Raw genomic sequence first — 22,470 nt, 5'->3', positions numbered from 1 at the left:
CCCAGCTCACCGCGCGGAGCAAATTGGCGGGCTTTTTGGTACAAAAAGCGTGACAGTTTGCGGAGTCCGGTGGAGCTGTTTGTTATGCATTTTTTGCAATAAACTCATCGAATGTCCCATATTTTATTACCACCCCAGAGTTGCTACACGTAAAATACAAACCGGGATTACTAACTAATTTATTAATAAGCATATCGCTGTACTGAGATGGTAGCGCAACCTTTAATGCAGAAATACAACTATGCTTAGATTTCATAATAAAGTGACACTCGCCATCATCATGCGAACTGAAGGAACCTATTTCAGGAAGCTCTGCCTCGAACTCAACAAGACCAACATCACCTTCTGATTCGAGGAAGTTCAATACTGCTTCGACACTTTTTAATGAAGGTATTTCAATCTCTGTAGCCCACCCGTATTTTTTATAAGACGTTGCCCCAAAACTAACAATCGATAGTTCAGTTTTTTGATCAAATAAGGATAAACCTTCTTGGGTTGAACATTCACCGAGGTATAGTTCAAATCCCTTATCAGTTTCGTTGTATAGATAGATGTCAGGTTTCATTTTTTATGCATAACAGCTAATTCATGCGACTCAGTCACACTTTGTCCCGGCACCCTATCCCCGGTAGAGATTGGATACGGATAGACATGGAAGGCGTTGAAAACAAAAGGGAATTAGGCATGTTTTGACAGTTCCTTGTCTGGGGAAAGTGCGACTAAATTAAATTGAGGGCTTAATCTAATCTTTTTTATCCCACCGCGCAAGCTCCGCTCAACCCATTGAATTTTTTAGAAATATATTATCTCGCCAATATTATTAGCCCACCTTATTCAAGGGTTTCCCCTGAGTAATGGATAAAACATCCATCACTTGATACAGCACTCAGCGTCACAGCCGGCTATGAGACGCCACTTTAGCTTACCTGCAGCCAGCGCAGGCTAATTTTAGGGGGTGAAAAAACACGGATAAAGTGCATGGCGCGGAGCGGCAGCGAGGGCAACTTTGTTGGCACGCCTTGCGGTCTATTTTCACCTCGAATATTTTCCATACTAAAGCTTTACTCCCTTGAACGCTTTAGGGCGCACAAGATGTGTATGAATGTGCTTACTTTTAGTGTCGCGCTGACAGCGCGTGATAGTGTTGCCCCATCGATGAAAAGACTATGATGTAGGCTTGCTTAAATACGGGAGCTTAGTATGAAAAAGAATGTGTGGTTGTTGGTTGGCGGCAGCCTCAGTTTAGTGGCCGCACTGCTGCATGTGGCCATTATATTGGGTGGTCCAGAATGGTACCGTGCTTTTGGTGCTGGCGAGCAAATGGCGCTAATGGCCGAGCAGGGCTCAAGTTACCCCGCGCAAATGACTGGCGTTATTGCCGTTGTGCTGGCCAGTTGGGCGCTGTACGGGTTTGCCGGTGCTGGCGTGTTGCCGCGCTTGCCGTTTATGCGCATCGCTTTGGTGCTGATAGCGGTGGTGTATGTGTTGCGGGGTTTGTTGGGCGTGCCGGCGGTGTTGTGGGCCGATCAGCCGTATTTTAGTGAGCTGGCGCAAGAGCTGACGTTTATGTTGCTATCGTCGGCAGTTTGTTTATTGCTGGGTATTTGCTATGCCGTGGGTACTTGGCAGGTTTGGTCGCGCATTAAAAAACGCGGCGGCTCGGATATTCCGGTTTATTAGATTTATTTGCCGCTGGTTTATGGTTGTGTTGTTTCTGGCGAGTCGCGATTGGTCGGGCCGGGCAAATCGCTAGGTGCTAAACGCAATTGTCGGCAGAGCTTTTCTTGCTCGGCGCTGTTGTCATCACCGGCGGCGATACAGGCGGCCAATCGCATTAGTAGTAGCTCTGGGTTCACTTTGCCTTCCCCTGCCGAATAAGCGGCCCCTATGCGCTCGCGCAGTGCCAACGGTAAGCGCCATTTTATTTTAAGTTGATTGCCGTATTGGGCGGCGTATTTTTTTACTGTGCTGCTTATGTCGTCATCAGTTACGTTGCCGCCGGAGTCGATAAATAACTGAATCGCCTCTAAAACGGCGCAGTCGCCCAAACGCACCATTAGGCCTGCGGTGTAGCAATTGGCGATATTAAGTTTTAGCTGTTTGGCGAGTAATGCCGCGTATTCTGCAAGCTTCTGTGATTCATCCGCAAATGTTTTAGCTAGGTTTTGTAGGGTGCTGTGTTGCAGCCGGCTGGTGTCGGCAAGTGACAATGCGAGCATTTGTGTTAGCGCCATGTCGACACCTACCGAGGCTATGGCTTCGCGCAATGTGGTTAAAGCTCCGCCCGAACGCCGCATTAAGCTGCTGTTGGCTAAGCGTATGAGCCGTGCGGTAATGGCCATGTCGTTTTGCCATTGTTGCGCTAATTCGCGGGCCGAGGGGGGCTCGGGTTGGGTTATGGTGGTTAATGCGATCTCGGCGCCAGGCATAAAGTTTAGGCGAGTAAGTAAGTCATCTGTGTCAGCTACAAAAGCTTCTAAGTTTAAGTCGCTTTGTTCTATATCTACACTGCTGTTAGCGGCGACCAAGTGTTGTTTAATGCGTGCCATAACGGCGATGGGGTCAAAGGGTTTGACGATAAATTCGTTAACCTTGTAGCGCGCGCTATCGGTCACGGCAGCTCGGTCGCCGCGTCCGGTAATCATAATAATAGGCAGTTCGCTGTCTTTCGCCCGAATCGCTTTAACCAGTGTTAAGCCGGTTTCTTGGTTGGGTAAGTTTAAGTCGCACAGCAATAAATCTATTGGGTGTTTTTGCCACAGGCTCAAGCCTGCGGCGATGGTCTCAGCGCAGTGAACGTGCATTCGGCTGTCGAGCCCACGGAGCAGAGTGGTTAATAGCTCTTGCATGACGACATCGTCTTCAACGATTAAAGTGTGCATGCATACTGCTCCATAGTTTACTTGACCGTTGGCAGGGTTTGGTCGGCCACGGTATTGCTGTATTAGCCGCGCAAGTATTGCTAGCTAACAATATCGGCGCCAAAGCCCTGCGGCTTGTTTTTATTTGTTGCCCCAAATATTTGCCACGGCACGATCGCTGCCTAGCAGGCCAATAATTAAGCCGTAGCAGCCCACCAAGATAAAAATAGCCACCGGAAAATAGTAACCCGGGTCGGCATCGGCCGGTATTATCGAGCCTGCCAATGTGCCTAGGCCAGTAAATACCGCGCCAAAAAACAGTAAAATTTTACGGCTTAGTGGTTTGTAGTTATAGGGCTCGGTGCCAGACTCGAGTCGTCTCAACAATGGCGCAAATATTTTACGCGCTGTGGTTTTCACGCGGCCGCTCAAGCTTCGGATTCGATGGCATTTTGGTAGCCGTCAGCATCCAGTGCATCGTCCAGTTCAGATAAATCGGTTGGCTTAACTTTAAAAAACCAGCCGTCGTCGTAGGGCGATTCGTTAACTTGCTCGGGCGCGTCTTCTAATGTCTCGTTAACGGCAATCACTTCACCGCTAACGGGAGAGAAGATGTCTGAGGCGGCTTTAACGGATTCGACTACACCGGCTTCTTCGCCCGCGGCAATGCTGCTACCTACTTCGGGGGTTTCAACGTACACCACATCGCCTAAGCTATCTTGGGCGTGGTCGCTAATGCCGATGGTCACGGTGCCGTCTGCCTCGAGACGAGCCCACTCGTGGCTAGGCAGGTATTTTAATTCGTTGCGAATGTCGCTCATGGTGCGGTCCTTTAAAGTAGGCTCAAAACGTAAGTTTTAAAAAGTAAGTTAACCAGTACTAATGTGTAGTGTAGATATTAATAGGCGCAGCGTGATTAAACCAGCGCTTCGCCGCTGCGTACAAAGTGGGGTTTAACCACCTCTACGGTTACCGCTTTGTTGCGTAAGTTAACCTCGACGCTGCTGCCGGTAGCGCGGGGCACCCGAGCTAACGCGATGGAAAACCCCAGTGTGGGCGAGAAAGTGCCGCTGGTAATAATACCGGAGGTGTCGTTGCCGGCGATACTAATGGTTTGGCCGGCACGCAGTACACTGCGCTCGCGCAGCACTAGGCCGACCAGCTTGGTGTCTGGCCCGCCATTGGCGCGCATTTGCTCGATAACAGTGCGGCCAATAAAGTCGCGCTCGGGGTCTTCTAGTGCAATAGTCCAACCCATGTTGGCCACTAAGGGCGAGGTGTTTTCGTCCATTTCATGGCCGTATAAGTTCATGCCAGCCTCTAGCCGCAATGTGTCGCGCGCGCCTAAGCCACAAGGAGTCACGCCACTGGCCACTAAGCTTTGCCAGAGTGCGCAGGCGTCGGTGGCGCTTAGCATAATTTCTAAGCCGTCTTCACCGGTGTAGCCGGTACGTGCGATAAACCAGCCGTCGGCTTCTGCGCCGCAAAATACATTAAGGCCGCTAATTGCCTCGGCCTGTGCGGTGTTGGCGACATTTTGCACTTTGGCGATGGCCGCGGGGCCCTGCACGGCAAGCATAGCAAGCTCGGGGCGTTCGGAGATCGTCACGTCAAATTCTTTTGCGCATTGCTCCATCCACGCCAGGTCTTTATCGCGAGTGGCGCAATTAACGACTGTGCGGTACCAGCCATCCATGTGGTAGACGATAAGATCGTCAATTACCCCGCCTTCGGGGTTAAGCATAGCGCTGTAAAGAGCTTTGCCAGGGGTGCTGTCTAGCCGTGCAACATCGTTGGCGAGCAGTTTACGCAGATACGCGCGTGCGTCGGCACCGGCAACATCAACCACGGTCATGTGCGACACATCAAACAGTCCCGCGTGGTGGCGCACTTGGTGGTGCTCCTCGATTTGCGAGCCATAGTTAATAGGCATGTCCCAGCCGCCAAAATCCACCAGTTTGCCACCGGCGGCTTTGTGCAGATCGTACAGTGCGGTTTTGTGTCCCATGAGTTCACCCTAAATGACGTAGCGCAAAGGGCGCCATTTTAGCGCGAGCGGGGCTGCTATAACCACCCGTTGCGGCAGTATGTTGTTATATTTGTGGTAATTGTTCCAGCCTCCGGCTATGGATTGGCCGGACGGTGCGCTGGCGCGCAAAAAATGTTTCTGGATTGCGTTGTTGTCGCGCAACAGGTGCTATGCTCGGGCAGTTGCCAACTGCGCAAGGAGATAATGGTGAAAACGATAGTAAAGGTTTTGGTGGTATTGCTGTTGTTGGTCGTACTGGCGGCCGCAGCGCTGTTTTTTTGGCTCGACCCAAACATTTTTAAGCCGCGCATTAAGGCGCTGGCCGCCAATCAAGGTATAGCGCTTGAGATCGCTGGCGATCTTAGCTGGCAGTTTTGGCCCAGTATAGGCATTGAGGTGGCCGATATTAGCGTGGCCGCGCTGAGCACCCCCGATGATCAGTTGGCGCATTTGCGCAGCGCCAGCTTGCTGGTGGCAACCCGCCCACTGTTTGATCGGCAGTTAGAGGTTAAGCATTTAATTATTGCTGGTGCCTCAGTGACGTTTGAGGTGGATCAAGCGGGTGTTAGTAATTGGAGCCGCCTTGCCGATCAAGCTAAGCGCAAAGCGCAGCAAGCCGGTGTTAGCCCAGCACAAATATCCGCCGACACGGTGGTTGCCGGCAATAACGCTAAAAAAGACGCTGTGCCGCCAGTAGGGGCAGCTACATCTAGCGCAGACGTCCAGCTGCAGCTTGCAGTCGATACCATCAGTGTTACCGATACGCAGATAAACTACCGCGATGCGGCACTTAAGCGCACTGCCGACTTTACGATAAAAGCATTAAAACTTACGGGCTTTAATGCCGAGGGGCGCCCGTTTGCCTTAAGCGCCGATTGGCTTGCCCAGGTAAAAGACCCAGCGATGTTTGCCCAGCGTGAGCTGCAAGTGGCGGGCGAGCTAAGTGCGCAGGTCGAGCTGGCAGCCGATTTATCGCAAGCGGTTATTAGTGAGGGTGATTTAACGCTTGAGATTAGCGGCCTGGATGACAGCGCTTCGGTGAGTGCCGGCTTTGATTTAAATCTTAAAAACCTAACCCGCGAGATAATGTTTAACGGTCATTTAGCGCTGGCGCCGGTCAACATTAAACGCTTGCTGGCAAGTTTAGGCCAAGTTGTGCCGGTAACGGCTGAGGCCGATGCGTTAACTCACTTGAGCATAAGTACTAACGTGTCGGGTAGTGCGCGTTCTATGGCGCTAGCGCCGCTCACGCTTACGCTTGATAAAACCACGGTAAGTGGTGAGTTGTCGGTAACTGACTTTGAACGTATGGTTTTAGAGGTGACCCTGACCGGTGATCGTATTAATGTTGATCATTATTTGCCGCCGCCGGTCGATGAGGTCTCACCGGTTGGCACCGAAGCTTCGGGCGATGAACCGCTGATTCCTTTGGATGCCGTGCGGGCGCTAAATGCCCGGCTGCGGATTGATTTACGCGAAGCTATCGTCAGTGGCTTGGCGCTGCAAAACCTGCGGCTGCGATTGAATGCCGCCGACGGTTTAGTGCAGTTAACCGAGGCGAGCTTGGATGCTTACGAGGGCCACTTGCAAACCAGCGGTACGTTAGATGGCCGTGGAGCTAGCGCTAAGATAAATACTAAGGCGGATATTAAAAGTCTTAATATAGCGCCCCTGCTAAGTGATTTAGATGTTGATAAAAAGGTTCAAGTGAGTGGGCGGGTAAACTTAGATGCTACGGCCAGCACCATAGGGGTAAGCATGAATGAGTTGCTGCAAGCAGCGGTTGCCGACGCAAATGTTAATGGCGCCGAAGTAAGCGTTGCCCCAATCAACGTCGAAAAGTATTTTTGCCAAGCCATGACGTTGGTTAAGGCGCAGCAAACTAAAAGCGATGCCGAGCCGGAGGTCGCGTCGGCGAACCCAGAGCCCCAACCAGAGCCGCGCGCCGAGCAAGATTGGCCGGACTATACCGCGATGCATGATTTGCGCGGCAGTGTGCAGTTACGCGAGCAAAAAATAACTATAAAAACCTTTACCGCTGGGGTTGAGCAATTGTTGCTGGCGCTTAACGGTCAGATCGATTTGGCCGATCAAACCTTTGATTTACGCTTGCCGTTAACACTAGAGCAAGCCTCCAGCAGTGCCCAAGGTTGTACCGTTAATAGCAATTACTGGGTTAACCGCAGCTTGTCGCTCCTGCGCTGTAGCGGTTCAATCGCCAACTTGGCGCCGGCAAAAGATTGTCGCCTAGACTCAAAAACGTTAGAGTCGCTGCTGGGTGATTACACCAAGTATCGGTTGCAAAAAGAGCTGGTGCGCAAGCTTGGCGGCGATGGTGAAAACGCCAAAGGCGAAGAAGAAACCGACCCCGCTAAAGCGGTGGTAAAAGGTTTGCTAAACCAGCTGTTAACAAAAGACAAAAACAAAACCCAATCCCAACCTAAAAAAGATCCAGAATGACCGATACTTTCTCGTTAGCCGTGCTCGATTGGTTTGATCGGCACGGCCGTAAGCATTTGCCTTGGCAACAAAATATCACCCCTTATCGCGTTTGGCTGTCAGAGATCATGTTGCAGCAAACCCAAGTGGCTACGGTGATCCCTTATTTTGAGCGTTTTACCCAGCGTTTTCCGTCGGTGGCGGACTTGGCGGCCGCCCCAGTAGACGATGTGCTGCACTTGTGGACTGGACTTGGTTATTATGCTCGAGCGCGCAATTTACATCGCTGCGCGCAACAAGTGGTGAATGATTTTGGCGGCGAATTTCCCGCTACGGTTGACGAGCTTGTATCGTTGCCTGGCATTGGCGAGTCTACTGCTGGGGCGATAGTCAGCATCGCCTTTGGCAAGACCGCGACTATTTTAGATGGCAACGTTAAGCGGGTGCTGGCGCGCTATCACGCGATTGATGGCTGGCCCGGTCAAAGCGGTCCCTTAAAAGCGTTGTGGCAAGTAGCGCGCGAGCACACGCCAGAGGCGCGGTGTAATCACTACACTCAAGCCATGATGGATTTAGGCGCGACGGTATGCACCCGCACTAAGCCCGCATGTGATGCCTGTCCACTGGGTGATGGTTGTATTGCCCGCGCCACCGGCACTCAGTTGCAATACCCAGGTAAAAAGCCAAAGAAAGACAAGCCAGTTAAAGAAACCTACTTATTGATGCTACGCGCTCCCAGCGGCGACTTACTGCTGCAACAGCGTCCGCCACAAGGTATTTGGGGCGGTTTGTGGAGCTTTCCTGAGCTGGCGCTGGACGACTCGGTGGCCGACTACTGCGCCAACCACCACGGAGTAGCGGCCGATATAGAGTACTGGGACAGCTACCGCCATACGTTTAGCCATTATCATTTGGACATTACACCGGTGTTGGTACAATTGCCCGAGCCGAGCGCCGGCGTCATGGCGGCAGGGCAGGCGCTCTGGTATAACGTCAGCCAGCCGCCCGCTGTGGGTTTGGCCGCACCGGTTAAGCGCCTGCTGGAGCAATTACACGAACTGACGCCGCTGTCGTGTTAAACGGCGCAGCGCCGCAATAAACATCAGGAGACCTTATGAGCCGTACCGTTATGTGCCGCAAATACCAACAAGAGTTGCCCGCACTTGCGCAGCCGCCGTTCCCCGGTCCCAAAGGGCAAGATATTTATGAGCACGTGAGTCAAAAAGCGTGGCAGGAGTGGATGAGCCACCAAACGATGCTTATCAATGAAAAACAATTAAATCTTATGGATACCAGTTCGCGGGTTTATCTTGGTGAACAAATGATCAAGTTTTTATCGGGCGAAGACTACGATGCTGCCGATGGCTATGTTCCACCCGTTAAAGACAAATAATTTATCGCTGACCCCTTGACTCCAAGCAACTCAAACGGTTTAATACGCGCCTCTTGTGACAGCCGCTTGATTTACTAGCAGCCAACGCAAAGCCCGGATAGCTCAGTCGGTAGAGCAGTGGATTGAAAATCCTCGTGTCGGTGGTTCGATTCCGCCTCCGGGCACCATATACAAAACAGCCTCGCTTTTGCGGGGCTTTTTTGTATATGGGTTTTGATGGCCGGATGAGAACCACTGATCGTTTGGGCCACTCTTGCGCCTCCTTGCACTCGCGGCATTAGAGCATCCATGCTCGTCTTCGACAAAATTGCCAGGAACATAAATCTGCCGGGAGCAGATTTACACAACTTAAGCTTGGTATAACAGCGGCAGATGAGTGTTATTTGCCGGTCTAGAATCCTTAATTTCCAGCACTGCTTATATCGCTTTAGATGGTCTTCCTGTGACATGGCGCACAAAAGTGCGATTTTCATACGACTGGCTTATACTATACGGCAAAACTCAATCTTAATGCTTTGGCGGCTCTTAAAGCGGTGGCGCGATATGCGCTAAGTGTTTCAATCGCTTACGATTTTTGACCGCTTACCAGGTGAGCTAATGGATACGATGTCTATGGATAACAAACGGGGCGCATCAAATATTAATAATCCTCCCCCTCTTTATGAGGCGTTGACCGAAACTCAAGTCAATCGTTGCCTACAATTGTGTGCCAGCGCCACAGAGGATTATTTGCTCGAATCGTTTCCTGTTTTTTGGGGTGAATGGATTGCCTCGGTTGAAAAACGTGAAGAGAACGCCCGCTCGAATAAAGAGCAAATCGCCCTGGCTGAGCTGATAGCGCATTTGAAAGCCGGTGGTAGCAACTGCTTGCAGCAGTTTCAGCGGCAGCTCAAACAAAACTATATTGATTTCTCTAAGCAGCAATTAACGGTCGCTAGCGGACAAGAGCGTTTTAGCCAAAATGTTGGTTTGTCGTTGGTTGATAACGCCGAGCTTGAAGAAACCATAGCCATTACCTCTATCTCGCACCGTGCCGATTCGCAATTTGCCGAAGTTCTTTGGGCGCTGCATCAGCGTCTAGCGCTGTTGAATGGTGGCCGTAAAGTTGATGAGCGCAGCAATCCAGTCAGCCCAATTCAACTGTGCGACAGCCTGCGTCGAGTGCTGCAAGAGTTGCATCTTGATGCGCGCACTAAGGTGCTAGGTTATAAACAGTTTGAGCAGGGGGTTATTAGACCTGTTACGGCGTTGTATCAAAGCTTAAATGAAGCACTAATTGCCGAGGGAATATTACCTAATTTGCGCTATTCGGCAGCGAGTGGTGTGAGTGGCTCTAGCAGTACCGATATGGATGCAAGTGACGCCGCGCCCCAGGGCGATACCGATCAAACGCCACAAAACACGCAGCAAGAAATGCCTGTCTCGGAACAAAATACTGCCCCGGAAAGGCAAGGGCGGCGCGCCACTGATCGAGCCTTTGAGCCTCTTGCGAGCGATGATCCGCAACAGTATCAACAAGGCTTGGTCAGTGCGATTCGCTTGTTGCAAACTCATTTAGGGGGCGGCTCGACCGGTGGTGCACCTACGCATCCGGCTGGGGCTGGGCAGCCGGCAGGATTCGCCAGCGGCGGCATGGCGACGAATGCATCCCATGGCACCCACGGTGGCGGCTTTACGGGCGGCGTGCCGACAAGTTTTGCCGCGAATAATTCGCCGGCTGCAGTGTCGGCATTGTCTGGCGACGGATCGGCTCCGATGGTGGGCGCTATCGAGGTGTTGCAATCGCAATTGGCAACCTCGGCAGCGAGCATGCAAGAGCTTGAAGTTGGCGATATACAACCGTTGGCGGTGGCAACTGTATCCGAGCAGCTGGTCGCGGAGCTTGAAAAGCAAAGCCCCGACGGTGTTTGCAACGATGATATGAACACCATCGAATTAGTAGGGTTGGTGTTTGCGTATATTCTTAACGATGAGCAGCTGCCCGACTCTGTTAAAGCATTGCTGAGTTATTTGCACACCCCGGTGTTAAAGCTGGCATTTATCGATAAAGAGTTTTTTGATAACGTCGACCACCCCGCACGCTTGCTACTTAATCAGATGGCAGAGGCCGGTAGCCGCTGGGTGGGTAATGATGGCTCTAATCAATACAATATTTTTGAAAAAATTAAAACCACCGTGTTCCATGTGTTGGAGCACTTTGTTAACGATGTAAAAGTATTTGCTGAGGCGTTGTTAGAGTTTAGTTCGTACGCACGCAATGTGTCGCGTCGGCAAGAGCTTATGGAGAAGCGAGCATTAGAAAAAGCTCGCGGCGAAGAGAAATTGCGTGAAGCAAAGATTCGCGTCAATAGCGATATATCGGCGTGTATCGACGGTAAAGCTTTGCCATCGCCAATTTTATTACTGCTGTTGTTACCGTGGTCCGATTACCTCTCTTTTATTATTTTGCGTTATGGCGCTGACTCAGACAGTTATCGGCAGGCATTGGCTGTGGCTGACGAATTGCTGTGGTGTATTGAGCCAAAATCGTTAGAGGCAGACCGAGTTAAGCAACTTGAAGTGCAGGGCGATTTGTTGCACACATTGCAGTCAGGGTTTGAGACGATTGGCTATGAGCAAAATAAATCGCGCAAGCTTATTGATGCGGTAAGCTCGCTGCAGCGCCTGGCACTTAAAAGTCAGCAAGTAGAGCCTGCGCCCGATACGATGCGTAATAAATTAGAGAGAATGGCGGCAGACAAGGCCGGCCAAGTGAAGCCTGAAGATCAGCAAGTTACGCCTGAAGAAGCTCAATTAATTGAAAAGCTTAAATTGATTGAGTTTGGCACTTGGCTTGAAAACGATAAAGGCCAACGTATTAAGGTTGCTTGGTACAACCACAAAACGATGCATTATATGTTGGTTGATCAGCAGGGGCGCAAAGTATCCATGTTGCCCGCAAGAGCATTGGCGCGCGAAATGATCGCAGGCAAATTGCGGGTGATTGCCGGTAGCGCCAAACCATTCTTTGAACGTGCCTTGGAGAATATCTTTCAAAGTCTCAACGCTCGTGCTTCGGACGAGCTGTTGAGCCAGGAGTAATTTATGTCAAGCTCCTTGCCGCCAAGTGCCGAGGCTCGCTCGGCCAAACGCCCCTCGATTGGTCAGTGTATTGATGCTTATGACAACACTCGCGATGCTTATTTGGGGCGTATTGTTAATTTGCACAACAAAGGTTTGATGCTGATTGGCGATCAACCTTTTGAGGAAGATTGCCTCTACCGTTTGGATCTTCAACTGTCCGAGCCTGTTAACGAGCGCAACAGTATTCAGTTGGGTGTTGATTGTTTGTGGGTTAAAAACGCGGAAGATAATGGCAAGCACTGGGCGGGTTTTAGCATTATTGACGCGTCACCGCAGGCACTGGAAGATATCGAAACGATAGCGGCCAGTGCCGGCAGCGAGCAAGTCTAGAGTTTACTGTCTTAAATCTTCATTTAAAGTGTCGCAAACACCTCGACCGCCTTGCTGATAGTTAGGTCGATGTCAGTATCGGTATGGGCCTGTGACATAAAGCCGGCCTCATAAGAGGCGGGGGCTAAATAAACACCGCGCTCGAGCATGCCGTGAAAAAAGCGATTGAACCGTTCGGTGTCGCACGCCATAACTTGGCGGTAGTTTTCTATGTACTTCTCTTCGGTAAAAAAGCAACCAAACATACTGCCCGCATGGTTGGTGGTAAAAGCTATGTTGGCATCATCTGCCGCCTGCTGTAGACCCGTCACCAAGCGCTCGGTTTTAGCAAATAACTGCGGGTAAAAATCGTTTGCGTTAAGCTCTTGCAAGGTGGCAATACCCGCCGCCATCGCCACGGGGTTGCCTGATAGTGTACCGGCTTGATACACCGGGCCATTGGGAGCGATATGACTCATGATCTCGCGCTTGCCACCAAAAGCACCCACCGGCATCCCGCCGCCAATGACTTTACCTAATGTGGTTAGATCGGGAGTGATGTTATAGCGCCCTTGTGCACCACTGGCACTGACCCGAAACCCGGTCATCACCTCATCGAACAATAAAATGCTTTGGTGTTCGTCGCAGACCTCGCGCAGGGTTTCTAAAAATCCGGCAACGGGAGGAATGCAGTTCATGTTGCCGGCGACTGGCTCGACGATGACACAGGCTATTTGCTCGCCGCGCTCGGCAAAAAACTCACGGACTTGATCGGCGTCGTTATAGTTAAGAGTAACTGTGTGGGCTGCCAGCACTTCGGGTACTCCGGGCGAGCTGGGTACACCTAAGGTGAGTGCGCCAGAGCCTGCTTTGATGAGTAGGGAGTCGCTGTGGCCGTGGTAGCAACCTTCAAACTTTACGATAGTGTCGCGGCCTGTGTAAGCGCGCGCTAGGCGAATAGCGCTCATGGTGGCTTCTGTGCCGGAGTTTACAAACCGCACTTGATCCATGCTGGGCACTCGTTGGCACACAAGTTCAGCCAGAGTGGTCTCGGCCTCGGTAGGGGCGCCAAAAGTTAAGCCACTTTTAACGGCTTTAATGACCGCATCAATAACGGTTGGGTGGCTGTGGCCAAGGATCATTGGCCCCCAAGATTGCACATAATCGATGTAATGTTTGTCATCGACGTCGGTAATGTAGGCGCCTTTCGCGCTTTTAAAAAATACAGGAGTGCCGCCTACCGCTTTAAAGGCCCGCACAGGGGAGTTAACGCCACCGGGTATCCACTGGTTGGCCTGTTTAAAAAGGGTTTCTGAATGGGTCATGGATCAGGCGCTCCTGGACTGATAATGGTTGATGTTGCCCGCATTGTGGCGGCAGATTGTGATGCACAAAAAATATGAATCGCTTCTGTGCAGGTTAGGTTTAGTCGTGATTTCAGTGCCACACGGAGAGATAAACCGCTAAGCCTTGTCATGGACGCAGTTTACTGGGGCGGTCGCTATGGCGCAAAATTTTTTAAGCCTAGTTGCTTTTTGAGGCTAGTGGGTTGGTTTTAGATTGTTGCGATCGGCCCAGTAAAGCCGATTGGGGATACTGTGCCCCATGCCGAGGCGACGGCTGGCCTTGAGGCATTGCCAAGTAAATTGCTGGCCTTGTTCTAGCGCATCACTTAGCAGTAAGCCGTGAGCGAGGTAGGTGCAAATGCTGGCCGATAAAGTAGCGCCACTGCCGTGACTAAATAGGCTAAGGCGTGGCCAACAAAACGTGCGCACTGGGCGGTGGGGTAAATACAGCCGATTTTGGTAATCGTTAATGGTGCGCCGTGCGCCGGTAATAAGTACAGCACCGCAACCTTGGGTCAAAATTTCTTGTCCGCAGGCATCTACGGTGTCTGCCAGTTGGGCGAGTTGGTGGGCCTCGACGATGTCTGGGGTGACGACGTCTGCGAGCGGCAATAGCAGTGACTTCATTGCGCCGATAATACGATCGGCGCCATCAAAATGGCCAGCGGCTGTGTTGGCGATGGAGAGCGACGCTACCGGATCGAGTACGACAGGGATGCGGCTATAGTCGCGCAAGATACTGTGGATTGCTTCTATTTGCTCTACTTGGCAAAAATAGCCGAGCTTGATAGCGGCTACAGGCATATCTTCTAAGATGGCGCGGGTTTGTTCTATCAGTAAATCGATGGGGGTGGGGTGTAGGTCAATCATCTGCTGTGTGTCGCGGGCACACAGTGCGGTTACCACTGGGCAGCAGTGGGCGCCTAAGCTAATGGCGGTTTCGATATCTGCTTGTATGCCTGTGCTGCCACTTGGATCGTGACTCGAGAGCGAGAGCACGACGGGCGCACGGTTACTAAACTCGGACACTGGGTGTCACCTCACAAAATGCTAGCGTGTTATGAGTTTAGCAGAGCTGCAGAAGTTGTATGAATATAGTCTAAAAAGGTTTAACTACCACCAAAATTACGATAGCCACTAGTGCTATCACCGGCAGTTCGTTAAAAACGCGAAAGTATCGGTCACTGCGGGTATTTGCGTTTTGCGCAAAGCGTTTAACGTGTACGCCGCAGGCGTGATGGTAGCCAATGAGCAAGAGTACCAATAGTAGCTTGCACCAAAACCAATAGCTGATTTTGATAAAGTCCCACTGAAAGTGCACGAGCGCACCACCCAAAAGCAGTGTGGCGAGCATGGAGGGGGTAGCGATAGCGCGATAAAGTTTGCGCTCCATGATTTTAAACCGTTCACGGCTGGGCTGGTCGTCGCTTAGGCTGTGGTACACAAAAAGCCGAGGCAGATAAAATAGCGCTGCAAACCAACAGATAACGGCAATAATGTGAAATGCTTTGATCCAGAGCATGGATGTCCTCGGCAGTGGATTAAAGGCATCATTATGCCAGCCTGTAACGTCTCGTGCAGCACGCATGTCGATGGCTGGCAATTTAGGCGGCGGACTCTTATGATAGAGGCCTTTTACGCGGCACCCATTGACTTAATATTAGGTGCGGCATTATGGGTTAAGTGAGGGAAGGTAGTGATTAAAGTAGGTATTGTCGGCGGTACTGGGTACACCGGTGTCGAGCTATTGCGGCTGTTGTCTAAGCACCCTGATGCGACGGTCAGCGTTATTACTTCACGTGCTGAGGCGGGCATTCCGGTGGCGGACCTTTACACTAATCTTCGCGGCCATGTTGACTTGTGCTTTAGCGAGCCAGATGTCGATCAGCTCGGCCAGTGCGATGTGGTATTTTTTGCCACACCACACGGCGTTGCGCAAAACTTGATGCCAGCGCTGCTGGCAACGGGTACGCGAGTTATCGACTTATCAGCCGACTTTAGAATTCGCGACCCCGAACTGTGGGCTCACTGGTACAACCAAGCTCACGGTTGCCCAGAGTTAATTGGTGAGGCGGTGTACGGTTTGCCCGAGTTTCAACGCGAGGCGATTAAACAAGCACGTTTAGTGGCGTGCCCAGGTTGTTACCCAACAGCCGCGCAACTTGGTTTGTTGCCGCTGCTAGAGAATAACCTGATTGACAGTGAACAGATTATTATTAATGCCGCAAGCGGCGCCACGGGTGCCGGGCGTCAAGCTAAGGTCGATTTCTTGCTGACCGAAGCGAGCGATAGTTTCAAAGCCTACGGTGCTGGTGGTCATCGGCACCTGCCTGAAATTGAGCAGGCGTTGCGCGATATGCAACCGAGCGATAGTAAGCCGGCTAAAGTCACCTTTGTGCCGCATTTGTTGCCTATTATTCGTGGGATTCACTCCACCACTTACGCGCGCGCATTAGATTCCAGTTCGCTGCCGGATCTACAAGCGCTGTACGAAGCACGTTATGCCGATGAGCCCTTTGTGGATGTAATGCCCGCTGGTGTTCACCCGCAAACACGCTCGGTGAAGGGCTCAAATGTGTGCCGTATTTCCGTATTCCAGCCGCAGCAGCGCGATACAATTGTGGTGTTATCGGTTATCGATAATCTCACCAGAGGCGCTTCGGGGCAGGCGGTGCAAAATATGAACATTATGTTTGGTTTGGCAGAAAACGCTGGGTTGGATGTTGTTGCGTTATTGCCGTAACTCGGGTGTTGTTATGTATGGTGTTGTTATGAAAGAGTCGTTTCTTTGAGTTCGGTTAAAGGCAGTAAGCAGTACTCGATGAAGGTAGTGCCAAGCCGCCCCGGCCGTTCAATTTTGCGGGCGTTATTGGTGTTGGCCCTATTAGTCGCTGGCACCGGCGGTGGCTACTTGTATGGCTGCTGGACAGGCTTGGGGGGAAAATCGTTTGCCTTGGGGCCGGGCGATCAGCTAAGTACTCAGCTACAGGAGAGTCGCGCTGAGGCCGAGCAATTACGTCAGCAAGTGGCCAACTTAATGCTCTCGTCTGAGGTCGATCGACAAGCTAACGATAGCGTTCGCAATGAAGTAATTGCGCTACGTGAACAGATTGCCAGCCTTGAAGCGGATATTACGTTTTATCGTGGTTTGATGGCGCCGGGTGATCAGGCTAAAGGGCTAAAGTTAGGCGAGATGCAATTGGTTGCGCGCAACGAGCCGGGCTACTTTAGTTATAAGTTTGTCGTGCAGCAGCTGGCTACTCAGCATGAAGTGATAAGTGGTGTGGTAAATATCACTCTAGTAGGCCGCCGTGCCGGAGAGACAGAACGTTTAGCTCTGCACGAGGTGTCTGATGATGTTGATGACGAAGACATCAAGTTGCGCTTTAAATATTTTCAGAATATCGAAGGTGAGCTGAGCTTGCCTGATGGCTTTACGCCAGAGAAAGTTGAGTTAGTTGCCCAATCCACTGGTAAAAATGCAGCCGAAGCCAAGAAGAGTTTCAGCTGGCAGGTGCGGGATTTATAATAATCAAATACCTATGATGATAGGTGGTAGAAGAGCTATGGCATTTAACAGTAATCACACTCTTATTTCCAAAGGCACCCGTATTGTGGGTGATATTCATTTCTCGGGTGACTTGCAAATCGAGGGTACGGTACAGGGTAATATATTGGTAGAAAATGGTGGCGATGCTAAATTAGTCGTGGCCGATAAGGGCGTCGTCGAAGGTGAAATTCGCGTACCTCGGGTAGTCATTAACGGTAAAGTGGTTGGCAATGTTTACTCTGGCAAGCATGTAGAGCTAGCGGCTAAAGCGGTAGTAGAGGGCAACGTACACTACCAGTTGATTGAGATGGTAAAAGGCTCGCAGGTAAATGGGGCTTTAGTTTACGGCGAGCAAAGTGATGATGCCGCGCCCGGTACGACGAAATCAAGTGTTGCTACAGGCGACGAGAGTTCTGCCGGTTAAGCGGTAATAGTTGACTGTTTTACTCTGGTATTGGGATAATGCCCCTTAGATTATTGGGGCGCAGCCCCGACCAGTTGGAGTTTTATCATGTCCACCCCAGAAGTATTTACCCCAGCATTACTTTACGTAAGCCCCGGTGCAGTTGCCAAAGTTAAAAGTTTGGTTGAGGAGGAGGGTAACGACGACCTTAAGCTACGTGTCTATGTCACAGGTGGTGGTTGTTCGGGTTTTCAGTATGGTTTCACGTTTGATGATATGACCGCTGAAGACGATACCGTGGTAGAAAAAGACGGCGTTAAAGTTGTGGTAGATGCCATGAGCTACCCTTATTTGGTTGGCGCTAATGTCGATTACACCGAGGGCCTACAGGGTGCCAAGTTTGTTATCAGCAACCCTAATGCCGCGACAACCTGTGGCTGTGGCTCGTCTTTTTCGATTTAGTTTGTAACTTTTCTTGGTTGTTAAACGGAATAAATTGCCCCTAAGGTGACCGCTTTGTCTGCGCCCGTCGCGCTTGGAAGATTACCCGGTAGTCCCTCTAAGCGCCGATGTGCCAACCAAGCGAAGGCGGCAGCTTCAACCCAGTCTGGATCAATTCCAAGCTCGGTTGTACTGTTAATTTTAAACTGCGGCAATCGTGTGGCGAGGCTTTGTTGTAAGTGTGTATTGTGAGCCCCTCCCCCGCAGAGGTAAAGCTCTCCCCCCAAGTTGGCATCGGGGCATTGCAGCAGGTGCTGTGCGATGGTTTCTATCGTAAATTGCGCTAAGGTGGCCTGTACCTCGACAGCAGATAAAGAGCCGTAGCATTGTAGCTGCTGGTCTAGCCAGCCAAGATGAAATTCTTCGCGACCGGTGCTCTTGGGGATTGCTCTGCTGAGATAGGCGTGTCCAAGTAGTTTTTTAAGCAGCTTTGGGTGAGGCTGCGCACTGGCAGCCCATTGGCCATCCTTGTCGTAGGCCACACCTTTGTGTCGTAAAATCCAACCGTCCATTAAACTGTTGCCGGGTCCGGTATCAAATCCTAAGGTAGTGCTTTGGGCTGCAAGCCAGCTGATATTACTAATGCCACCAATGTTAATGATGGCCCGATTGATCTGGGGGTGGGCAAAGACTGCTGTGTGAAATGCCGGCACTAGAGGCGCGCCTTGGCCGCCAACTGCAATGTCGCGGCGACGAAAATCCGCTACAGTGGTAATGCCGGTGCGTGCGGCAATAATGTTTGCGTCACCAATTTGCCAGCTAAACGGCCACTGATTGTTGCCGGGGGGGCGATGGCGAATGGTTTGTCCGTGGCTGCCAATAGCGCGAATGCGCTGCGCGGGGATGTTGTAGCGGGCGAGTAGAGCTAATGCGGCTTCTGCGAACAGCTCACCAAGCTGGGTATCCATTGCGCCGGCACGTTCAATCTCATTGCTGCTGGGTTCGCACAGCTCGTGAATCTCGCATCGCAAAGCGGCGTTAAATTCATAGTTGTGGTGCCCAACCAAGCGGCTGCCTGTAGCATCAACGGCTAGCAATGCGGCATCAATGCCATCGGCACTGGTGCCGGACATTAGGCCAATGTACAGCTCGGTTGCTGGGGGTATGTCACTAAGCGTGTTAATGGCGGCGCCTTTGAGTTAGTTAATGGAGCGCTCGCTGCTTCCCAGTGCCAGCCGATTAGCGTCGTAGCGTTGTTGTAATTGAGCCACTACGGGTTCGGTTTGAGCGCGGAACTGTGCCATTTCGGTTTTAGGAACTGAGGCGGCTTTGGGCAACTTCTGCACAATAGTGCGGGGGTTGCGGTGTACGCCGTCCAGTAGGAATTCATAGTGTAGGTGCGGCCCAGTAGCATAGCCGGTAGAGCCAACGGTACCAATGATTTGCCGCTGCTTAACGCGCTGGCCTGTTTTGACCGACTTTTTGTTTAAGTGCAGGTACTTGGTTTGTATGTTGTTGCCGTGTTGGATAAACACATAGTTACCGTTGGGTTTGGTGTATCCGGCCGCCACGACACGTCCATCCCCAGCAGCCCATACCGGTGTGCCAGTACTTGCGGCGTAATCGGTGCCGCGATGGGGGCGTACAGTTTTAAATATCGGGTGTAAACGTCTAGGGTTAAAGTTGCCACTGATACGGCGAAAATCCAGCGGTGCCAATAAAAAGGCCTTGCGCATGCTTTCGCCATCTGGGGTGTAATAGTGGCTATCGCCCGCTGCATTAGTGTAGCGTACGGCTTGAAACTTGTGGCCTTGGTTAGTGAATTCGGCGGCTAAAATAGCGCCAGTACCGATCTTCTCGCCATCTAAAAACTTCTCTTCATAAAGTACGTTAAAGCTATCGCCTTTGCGGATATCCAGAGCAAAATCCACATCCCAGCCAAATATATTAGCCAGCTCCATGATCAGTGCGTCGTGCATTCCTACGGCTTGGCCTGCTAAAAAAAGCGAGCTATTAATGGTTGCTTCTTTATAGGCGGTTAATACATCGGGTTTTTTAATCTCTTGAGCGCTGACAAAACCTTGTTCGGCGCGCTCAAAGTGTGTGCTGGTGAGGCGGTTGGTGATATGGCTGAGCTTTTGCAGTGTGCCGGCGTCGTCTAGGTAAAATACGATTTCGTGGCCAGGCATAATGCGAGTAAGGCCTTTCGCCTCCTCGCAGGTGCTGGTTAGCTCGTAGACATTTGTATCGTTAAGTCCCGCTCGTTTAAATAGGGTCGATAAGCTGTCGCCCGAACGCACAGTAAATGCTTTTTTGTTTAAAACGGGCTCGCTGACCGGGGTAAAAGAGGCTGATGCTTCGGTTTCGTGCTGGGCCTCCAGTGTTGGCGCCGCGCTGGGCGTTAGTGTGTGACTCTCTAACTCAGAACTAGATTGTGCCGCCGCGTCATTAAGTGCCGGTAGCGTTAAAGCAACACGAGTATTCTTGGCTTGCTGTTTGTTTGTGGTGTCGGCATTAAAACTGCCTCCGGCCCACACGCCCAAAGCAAAAATCAAAGCGCCTGCAGCGGCTAGGTGACCTTTGGGGAATTGGGATAGTGCCTGTAAGTGGCGAGACAATGTATGTTTATCAGGGGGTTGCATGAAAAGTTTAAACCTAAATAAAGCTTCAATTGCGCTTAGTTATATCAGAAAAGGCCTTTAATATCGAACTTTTATGATCACTTTTTGATCTTTCAATGGCTGTTTTTACAAGTCGAGTGTTAGTCCTCTGCGGGCTTAAAAAGTTGCATGGACTAGGCTCAGGGGTTGTTTTTATGGGTGGTTCGGGTATCTTTGCCGGCCTATTGGCATCGGCGTAGGTCGGTGTTGTATTTATGTTTTACGTTAATCAGGTGATGGGTTCATGACGACGATAGATGCTTCGCTATTAGATGATCTGCAAAAACGCGGGTTGATTGCACAAACCACCGGTGGCGATGTGTTAGCAGGTTATCTGGCATCTGGCAGTCGTACTCTTTACAGCGGATTTGATCCTACCGCCGACAGCTTGCACATTGGTCACTTGGTTCCGCTGCTAGCGCTTAAGCGTTTTCAGTTGGCAGGGCACAAGCCGATTGCTTTGGTAGGTGGTGCAACTGGCTTGGTGGGTGACCCCAGTTTTAAGGCGGCCGAACGTAAACTTAATACTCCAGATATCGTCGCTAACTGGACGGATAAGCTAAAGGCGCAGGTAAGTCGGTTTATCGATTTTGACTGTGGCGATAACTCGGCCGAGGTGGTTAACAACCTTGATTGGGTTGGTAAGATGGATGTGCTGAGTTTTTTGCGTGATGTCGGTAAGCATTTCTCTATCAATAATATGATCAATAAAGAGTCGGTTAAGCAGCGCCTTGATCGTGAAGGTGCAGGCATATCGTTTACCGAGTTCACGTATATGCTGTTGCAATCTTACGATTTTGCCGAGCTATATAATCGTCACAACTGTACTTTGCAGATTGGCGGCTCGGATCAGTGGGGTAATATCACCGGCGGCATCGACTTGGCGCGGCGTATGTACAGCGGCGAAACCTACGGGATGACACTGCCTTTGGTAACTAAGTCCGATGGCACAAAGTTTGGTAAGACTGAGTCGGGCACGATCTGGCTCGATCCAGATAAAACATCTCCTTATGCCTTTTACCAGTTTTGGTTGAATACCGCGGATGCGGACGTGTATAAGTTTTTACGCTATTTCACTTTTTTGTCGTTAAGCGAAATAACTGAAATTGATGAGCGAGACCGTGCAGCTGAAGGGCGTCCAGAGGCGCAGTCAATTTTGGCGCGCGAGATGGTGGCGTTGATTCACGGTAAAGAGGGGCTTGAGGCCGCCGTACGTATTAGTGAGGCGCTGTTTTCAGGTTCAATGGATTCGCTTAGCGAGTCAGATCTTGAGCAATTAAAGCTCGACGGTTTACCATCCTCTACTATTATGCGTAGTGAGCTGGCTGAAAAGCCGTTAACTCAATGGTTGGTCGATGCGGCAATGGCAGCTTCTGGTAAGCAAGTAAAGGATGCGCTGGGTCGGGGGGCGGTGTTTATTAATGGCGAACCTAAAACCTTCGAGCAAAATGGCGATGCCGCTAGCTGCTTTGCGGCAGCCGATGCCCGCTTTAATCGTTTTTATATCGTGAAACTGGGCAAAAAGAAGTATCACTTGTTTGAGGTGGTATAAAGCGCACCTAGAAAAACGGGTGTGTGAGCAGAAGGCGGCGTAAGCCGCTTTTTTGTGGCTGGGTTTTGGCTGTTTATGTGTTTGCTTTTTGATCGATTTTGGCGATAGACACGAAAGTGTAAAAATAATGTGATTAAGGGCTTGTGCGATTGAGATTGGTGCGTATAATGCGCCCCTCTTTCGCAGGAAAGGACGGGTGGTGAGGCCTTAGGTCGAGCTTTCCGGGGTTGTAAAAACTTTAGTTAAATTAAGGGTTTACAAGCAAAAGTTGATGTGTATAATGCGCATCTCTCGAGTCAAGGGCCACGGCCTGCTGGTTTGAGGCAAGCTTAAGGTTGAAGCGTTTTTACTGCTTCGTTAATGA

At 50.9% G+C, this 22,470-nt stretch carries 21 protein-coding genes and 1 tRNA gene; 12 read left to right on the top strand and 10 right to left on the bottom strand.

Going from position 1 to position 22,470, the window contains the following annotated elements; genetic code table 11:
- Window positions 1-82 precede the first annotated feature (82 nt).
- The gene (locus tag GILYN3_RS08785; RefSeq protein WP_049722638.1) at window positions 83-565 is read right to left on the bottom strand and encodes a hypothetical protein; all 483 of its coding nucleotides are present in this window, start codon (window positions 563-565) and stop codon (window positions 83-85) included.
- Window positions 566-1,200: 635 nt separating this feature from the next.
- Here GILYN3_RS08785 and GILYN3_RS08780 point away from each other — a divergent pair.
- On the top strand, window positions 1,201-1,680 hold the full coding sequence (locus GILYN3_RS08780) for a hypothetical protein (protein ID WP_049722637.1): 480 nt from the start codon (window positions 1,201-1,203) through the stop codon (window positions 1,678-1,680).
- A 17-nt stretch (window positions 1,681-1,697) separates the two neighbouring features.
- Here GILYN3_RS08780 and GILYN3_RS08775 read toward each other — a convergent pair whose 3' ends face one another.
- The 4 genes from GILYN3_RS08775 to gcvT form a co-directional block, all read right to left on the bottom strand.
- Complete coding sequence (locus GILYN3_RS08775; protein WP_049722636.1) at window positions 1,698-2,882, bottom strand: response regulator; 1,185 nt, start codon at window positions 2,880-2,882, stop codon at window positions 1,698-1,700.
- 120 nt (window positions 2,883-3,002) lie between these two features.
- A complete protein-coding gene (locus GILYN3_RS08770; protein WP_157484905.1) occupies window positions 3,003-3,281 on the bottom strand; it encodes a hypothetical protein in 279 nt (92 codons plus the stop codon).
- 8 nt (window positions 3,282-3,289) lie between these two features.
- Window positions 3,290-3,682: a glycine cleavage system protein GcvH gene (gene gcvH, locus GILYN3_RS08765; protein WP_049722634.1), complete on the bottom strand. Its 393-nt coding sequence runs from the start codon at window positions 3,680-3,682 to the stop codon at window positions 3,290-3,292.
- Window positions 3,683-3,777: 95 nt separating this feature from the next.
- Entirely contained in the window at window positions 3,778-4,869 is a 1,092-nt protein-coding gene (gcvT, locus tag GILYN3_RS08760) for a glycine cleavage system aminomethyltransferase GcvT (RefSeq protein ID WP_049722633.1), read from the bottom strand.
- Window positions 4,870-5,097: 228 nt separating this feature from the next.
- On the opposite strand from gcvT, the gene GILYN3_RS08755 reads away from it, so the two are divergent.
- The 6 genes from GILYN3_RS08755 (at window position 5,098) to GILYN3_RS08730 (ending at window position 12,175) form a co-directional block, all read left to right on the top strand.
- Window positions 5,098-7,350, top strand: coding sequence for an AsmA family protein (locus GILYN3_RS08755; protein ID WP_198147332.1), 2,253 nt, complete (start codon window positions 5,098-5,100; stop codon window positions 7,348-7,350).
- Complete coding sequence (mutY, locus tag GILYN3_RS08750; protein ID WP_049722631.1) at window positions 7,347-8,408, top strand: A/G-specific adenine glycosylase; 1,062 nt, start codon at window positions 7,347-7,349, stop codon at window positions 8,406-8,408. Before GILYN3_RS08755 ends, mutY begins: the two co-directional genes overlap by 4 nt.
- A gap of 35 nt (window positions 8,409-8,443) precedes the next feature.
- Window positions 8,444-8,722, top strand: coding sequence for an oxidative damage protection protein (locus GILYN3_RS08745; protein WP_049722630.1), 279 nt, complete (start codon window positions 8,444-8,446; stop codon window positions 8,720-8,722).
- A gap of 91 nt (window positions 8,723-8,813) precedes the next feature.
- A tRNA-Phe gene (locus GILYN3_RS08740) sits at window positions 8,814-8,889 on the top strand.
- Window positions 8,890-9,319: 430 nt separating this feature from the next.
- Window positions 9,320-11,803 carry a DUF1631 family protein gene (locus GILYN3_RS08735; protein WP_157484904.1) on the top strand — a complete coding sequence of 828 codons (2,484 nt, stop codon included), beginning with the start codon at window positions 9,320-9,322 and terminating at the stop codon, window positions 11,801-11,803.
- A 3-nt stretch (window positions 11,804-11,806) separates the two neighbouring features.
- On the top strand, window positions 11,807-12,175 hold the full coding sequence (locus GILYN3_RS08730) for a hypothetical protein (RefSeq protein ID WP_049722628.1): 369 nt from the start codon (window positions 11,807-11,809) through the stop codon (window positions 12,173-12,175).
- A gap of 23 nt (window positions 12,176-12,198) precedes the next feature.
- On the opposite strand, the gene hemL is transcribed toward GILYN3_RS08730, so the two are convergent.
- The 3 genes from hemL to hemJ all read right to left on the bottom strand — a co-directional run bounded on the left by hemL (window position 12,199) and on the right by hemJ (window position 15,022).
- The gene (gene hemL, locus GILYN3_RS08725) at window positions 12,199-13,479 is read right to left on the bottom strand and encodes a glutamate-1-semialdehyde 2,1-aminomutase (protein ID WP_049722627.1); all 1,281 of its coding nucleotides are present in this window, start codon (window positions 13,477-13,479) and stop codon (window positions 12,199-12,201) included.
- A 216-nt stretch (window positions 13,480-13,695) separates the two neighbouring features.
- Window positions 13,696-14,529, bottom strand: a complete 834-nt coding sequence (gene thiD / locus GILYN3_RS08720; protein ID WP_049722626.1) for a bifunctional hydroxymethylpyrimidine kinase/phosphomethylpyrimidine kinase — start codon at window positions 14,527-14,529, stop codon at window positions 13,696-13,698.
- Between the two features lie 70 nt (window positions 14,530-14,599).
- Window positions 14,600-15,022, bottom strand: coding sequence for a protoporphyrinogen oxidase HemJ (gene hemJ / locus GILYN3_RS08715; RefSeq protein WP_049722625.1), 423 nt, complete (start codon window positions 15,020-15,022; stop codon window positions 14,600-14,602).
- A 174-nt stretch (window positions 15,023-15,196) separates the two neighbouring features.
- Here hemJ and argC point away from each other — a divergent pair, with 174 nt between their 5' ends.
- From argC to erpA, 4 genes are all read left to right on the top strand, one after another.
- Complete coding sequence (gene argC / locus GILYN3_RS08710; protein ID WP_049722624.1) at window positions 15,197-16,243, top strand: N-acetyl-gamma-glutamyl-phosphate reductase; 1,047 nt, start codon at window positions 15,197-15,199, stop codon at window positions 16,241-16,243.
- Between the two features lie 45 nt (window positions 16,244-16,288).
- Window positions 16,289-17,029 (top strand): DUF6776 family protein, encoded by a 741-nt coding sequence (locus tag GILYN3_RS08705; RefSeq protein ID WP_157484903.1) that lies wholly within the window; start codon window positions 16,289-16,291, stop codon window positions 17,027-17,029.
- 37 nt (window positions 17,030-17,066) lie between these two features.
- A complete protein-coding gene (locus GILYN3_RS08700) occupies window positions 17,067-17,474 on the top strand; it encodes a bactofilin family protein (protein ID WP_049722622.1) in 408 nt (135 codons plus the stop codon).
- An 87-nt stretch (window positions 17,475-17,561) separates the two neighbouring features.
- On the top strand, window positions 17,562-17,915 hold the full coding sequence (erpA, locus tag GILYN3_RS08695; protein ID WP_049722621.1) for an iron-sulfur cluster insertion protein ErpA: 354 nt from the start codon (window positions 17,562-17,564) through the stop codon (window positions 17,913-17,915).
- Between the two features lie 20 nt (window positions 17,916-17,935).
- Here the strand turns inward: erpA and GILYN3_RS08690 are convergent, their stop codons facing one another.
- Window positions 17,936-19,027, bottom strand: a complete 1,092-nt coding sequence (locus tag GILYN3_RS08690; RefSeq protein WP_049722620.1) for an anhydro-N-acetylmuramic acid kinase — start codon at window positions 19,025-19,027, stop codon at window positions 17,936-17,938.
- 66 nt (window positions 19,028-19,093) lie between these two features.
- Window positions 19,094-20,536: a peptidoglycan DD-metalloendopeptidase family protein gene (locus tag GILYN3_RS08685; RefSeq protein WP_049722619.1), complete on the bottom strand. Its 1,443-nt coding sequence runs from the start codon at window positions 20,534-20,536 to the stop codon at window positions 19,094-19,096.
- 262 nt (window positions 20,537-20,798) lie between these two features.
- On the opposite strand from GILYN3_RS08685, the gene tyrS reads away from it, so the two are divergent.
- Window positions 20,799-22,106, top strand: a complete 1,308-nt coding sequence (gene tyrS, locus GILYN3_RS08680) for a tyrosine--tRNA ligase (protein WP_049722618.1) — start codon at window positions 20,799-20,801, stop codon at window positions 22,104-22,106.
- The last annotated feature ends 364 nt before the right edge of the window (window positions 22,107-22,470 follow it).

Origin of the sequence: Gilvimarinus polysaccharolyticus, from assembly GCF_001187555.1 — a bacterium.
Taxonomy (GTDB): Bacteria; Pseudomonadota; Gammaproteobacteria; order Pseudomonadales; family Cellvibrionaceae; genus Gilvimarinus; species Gilvimarinus polysaccharolyticus.
The sequence above is the reverse complement of the archived record's forward strand: the minus strand, read 5'-3'. Positions and strand labels throughout refer to the sequence as shown.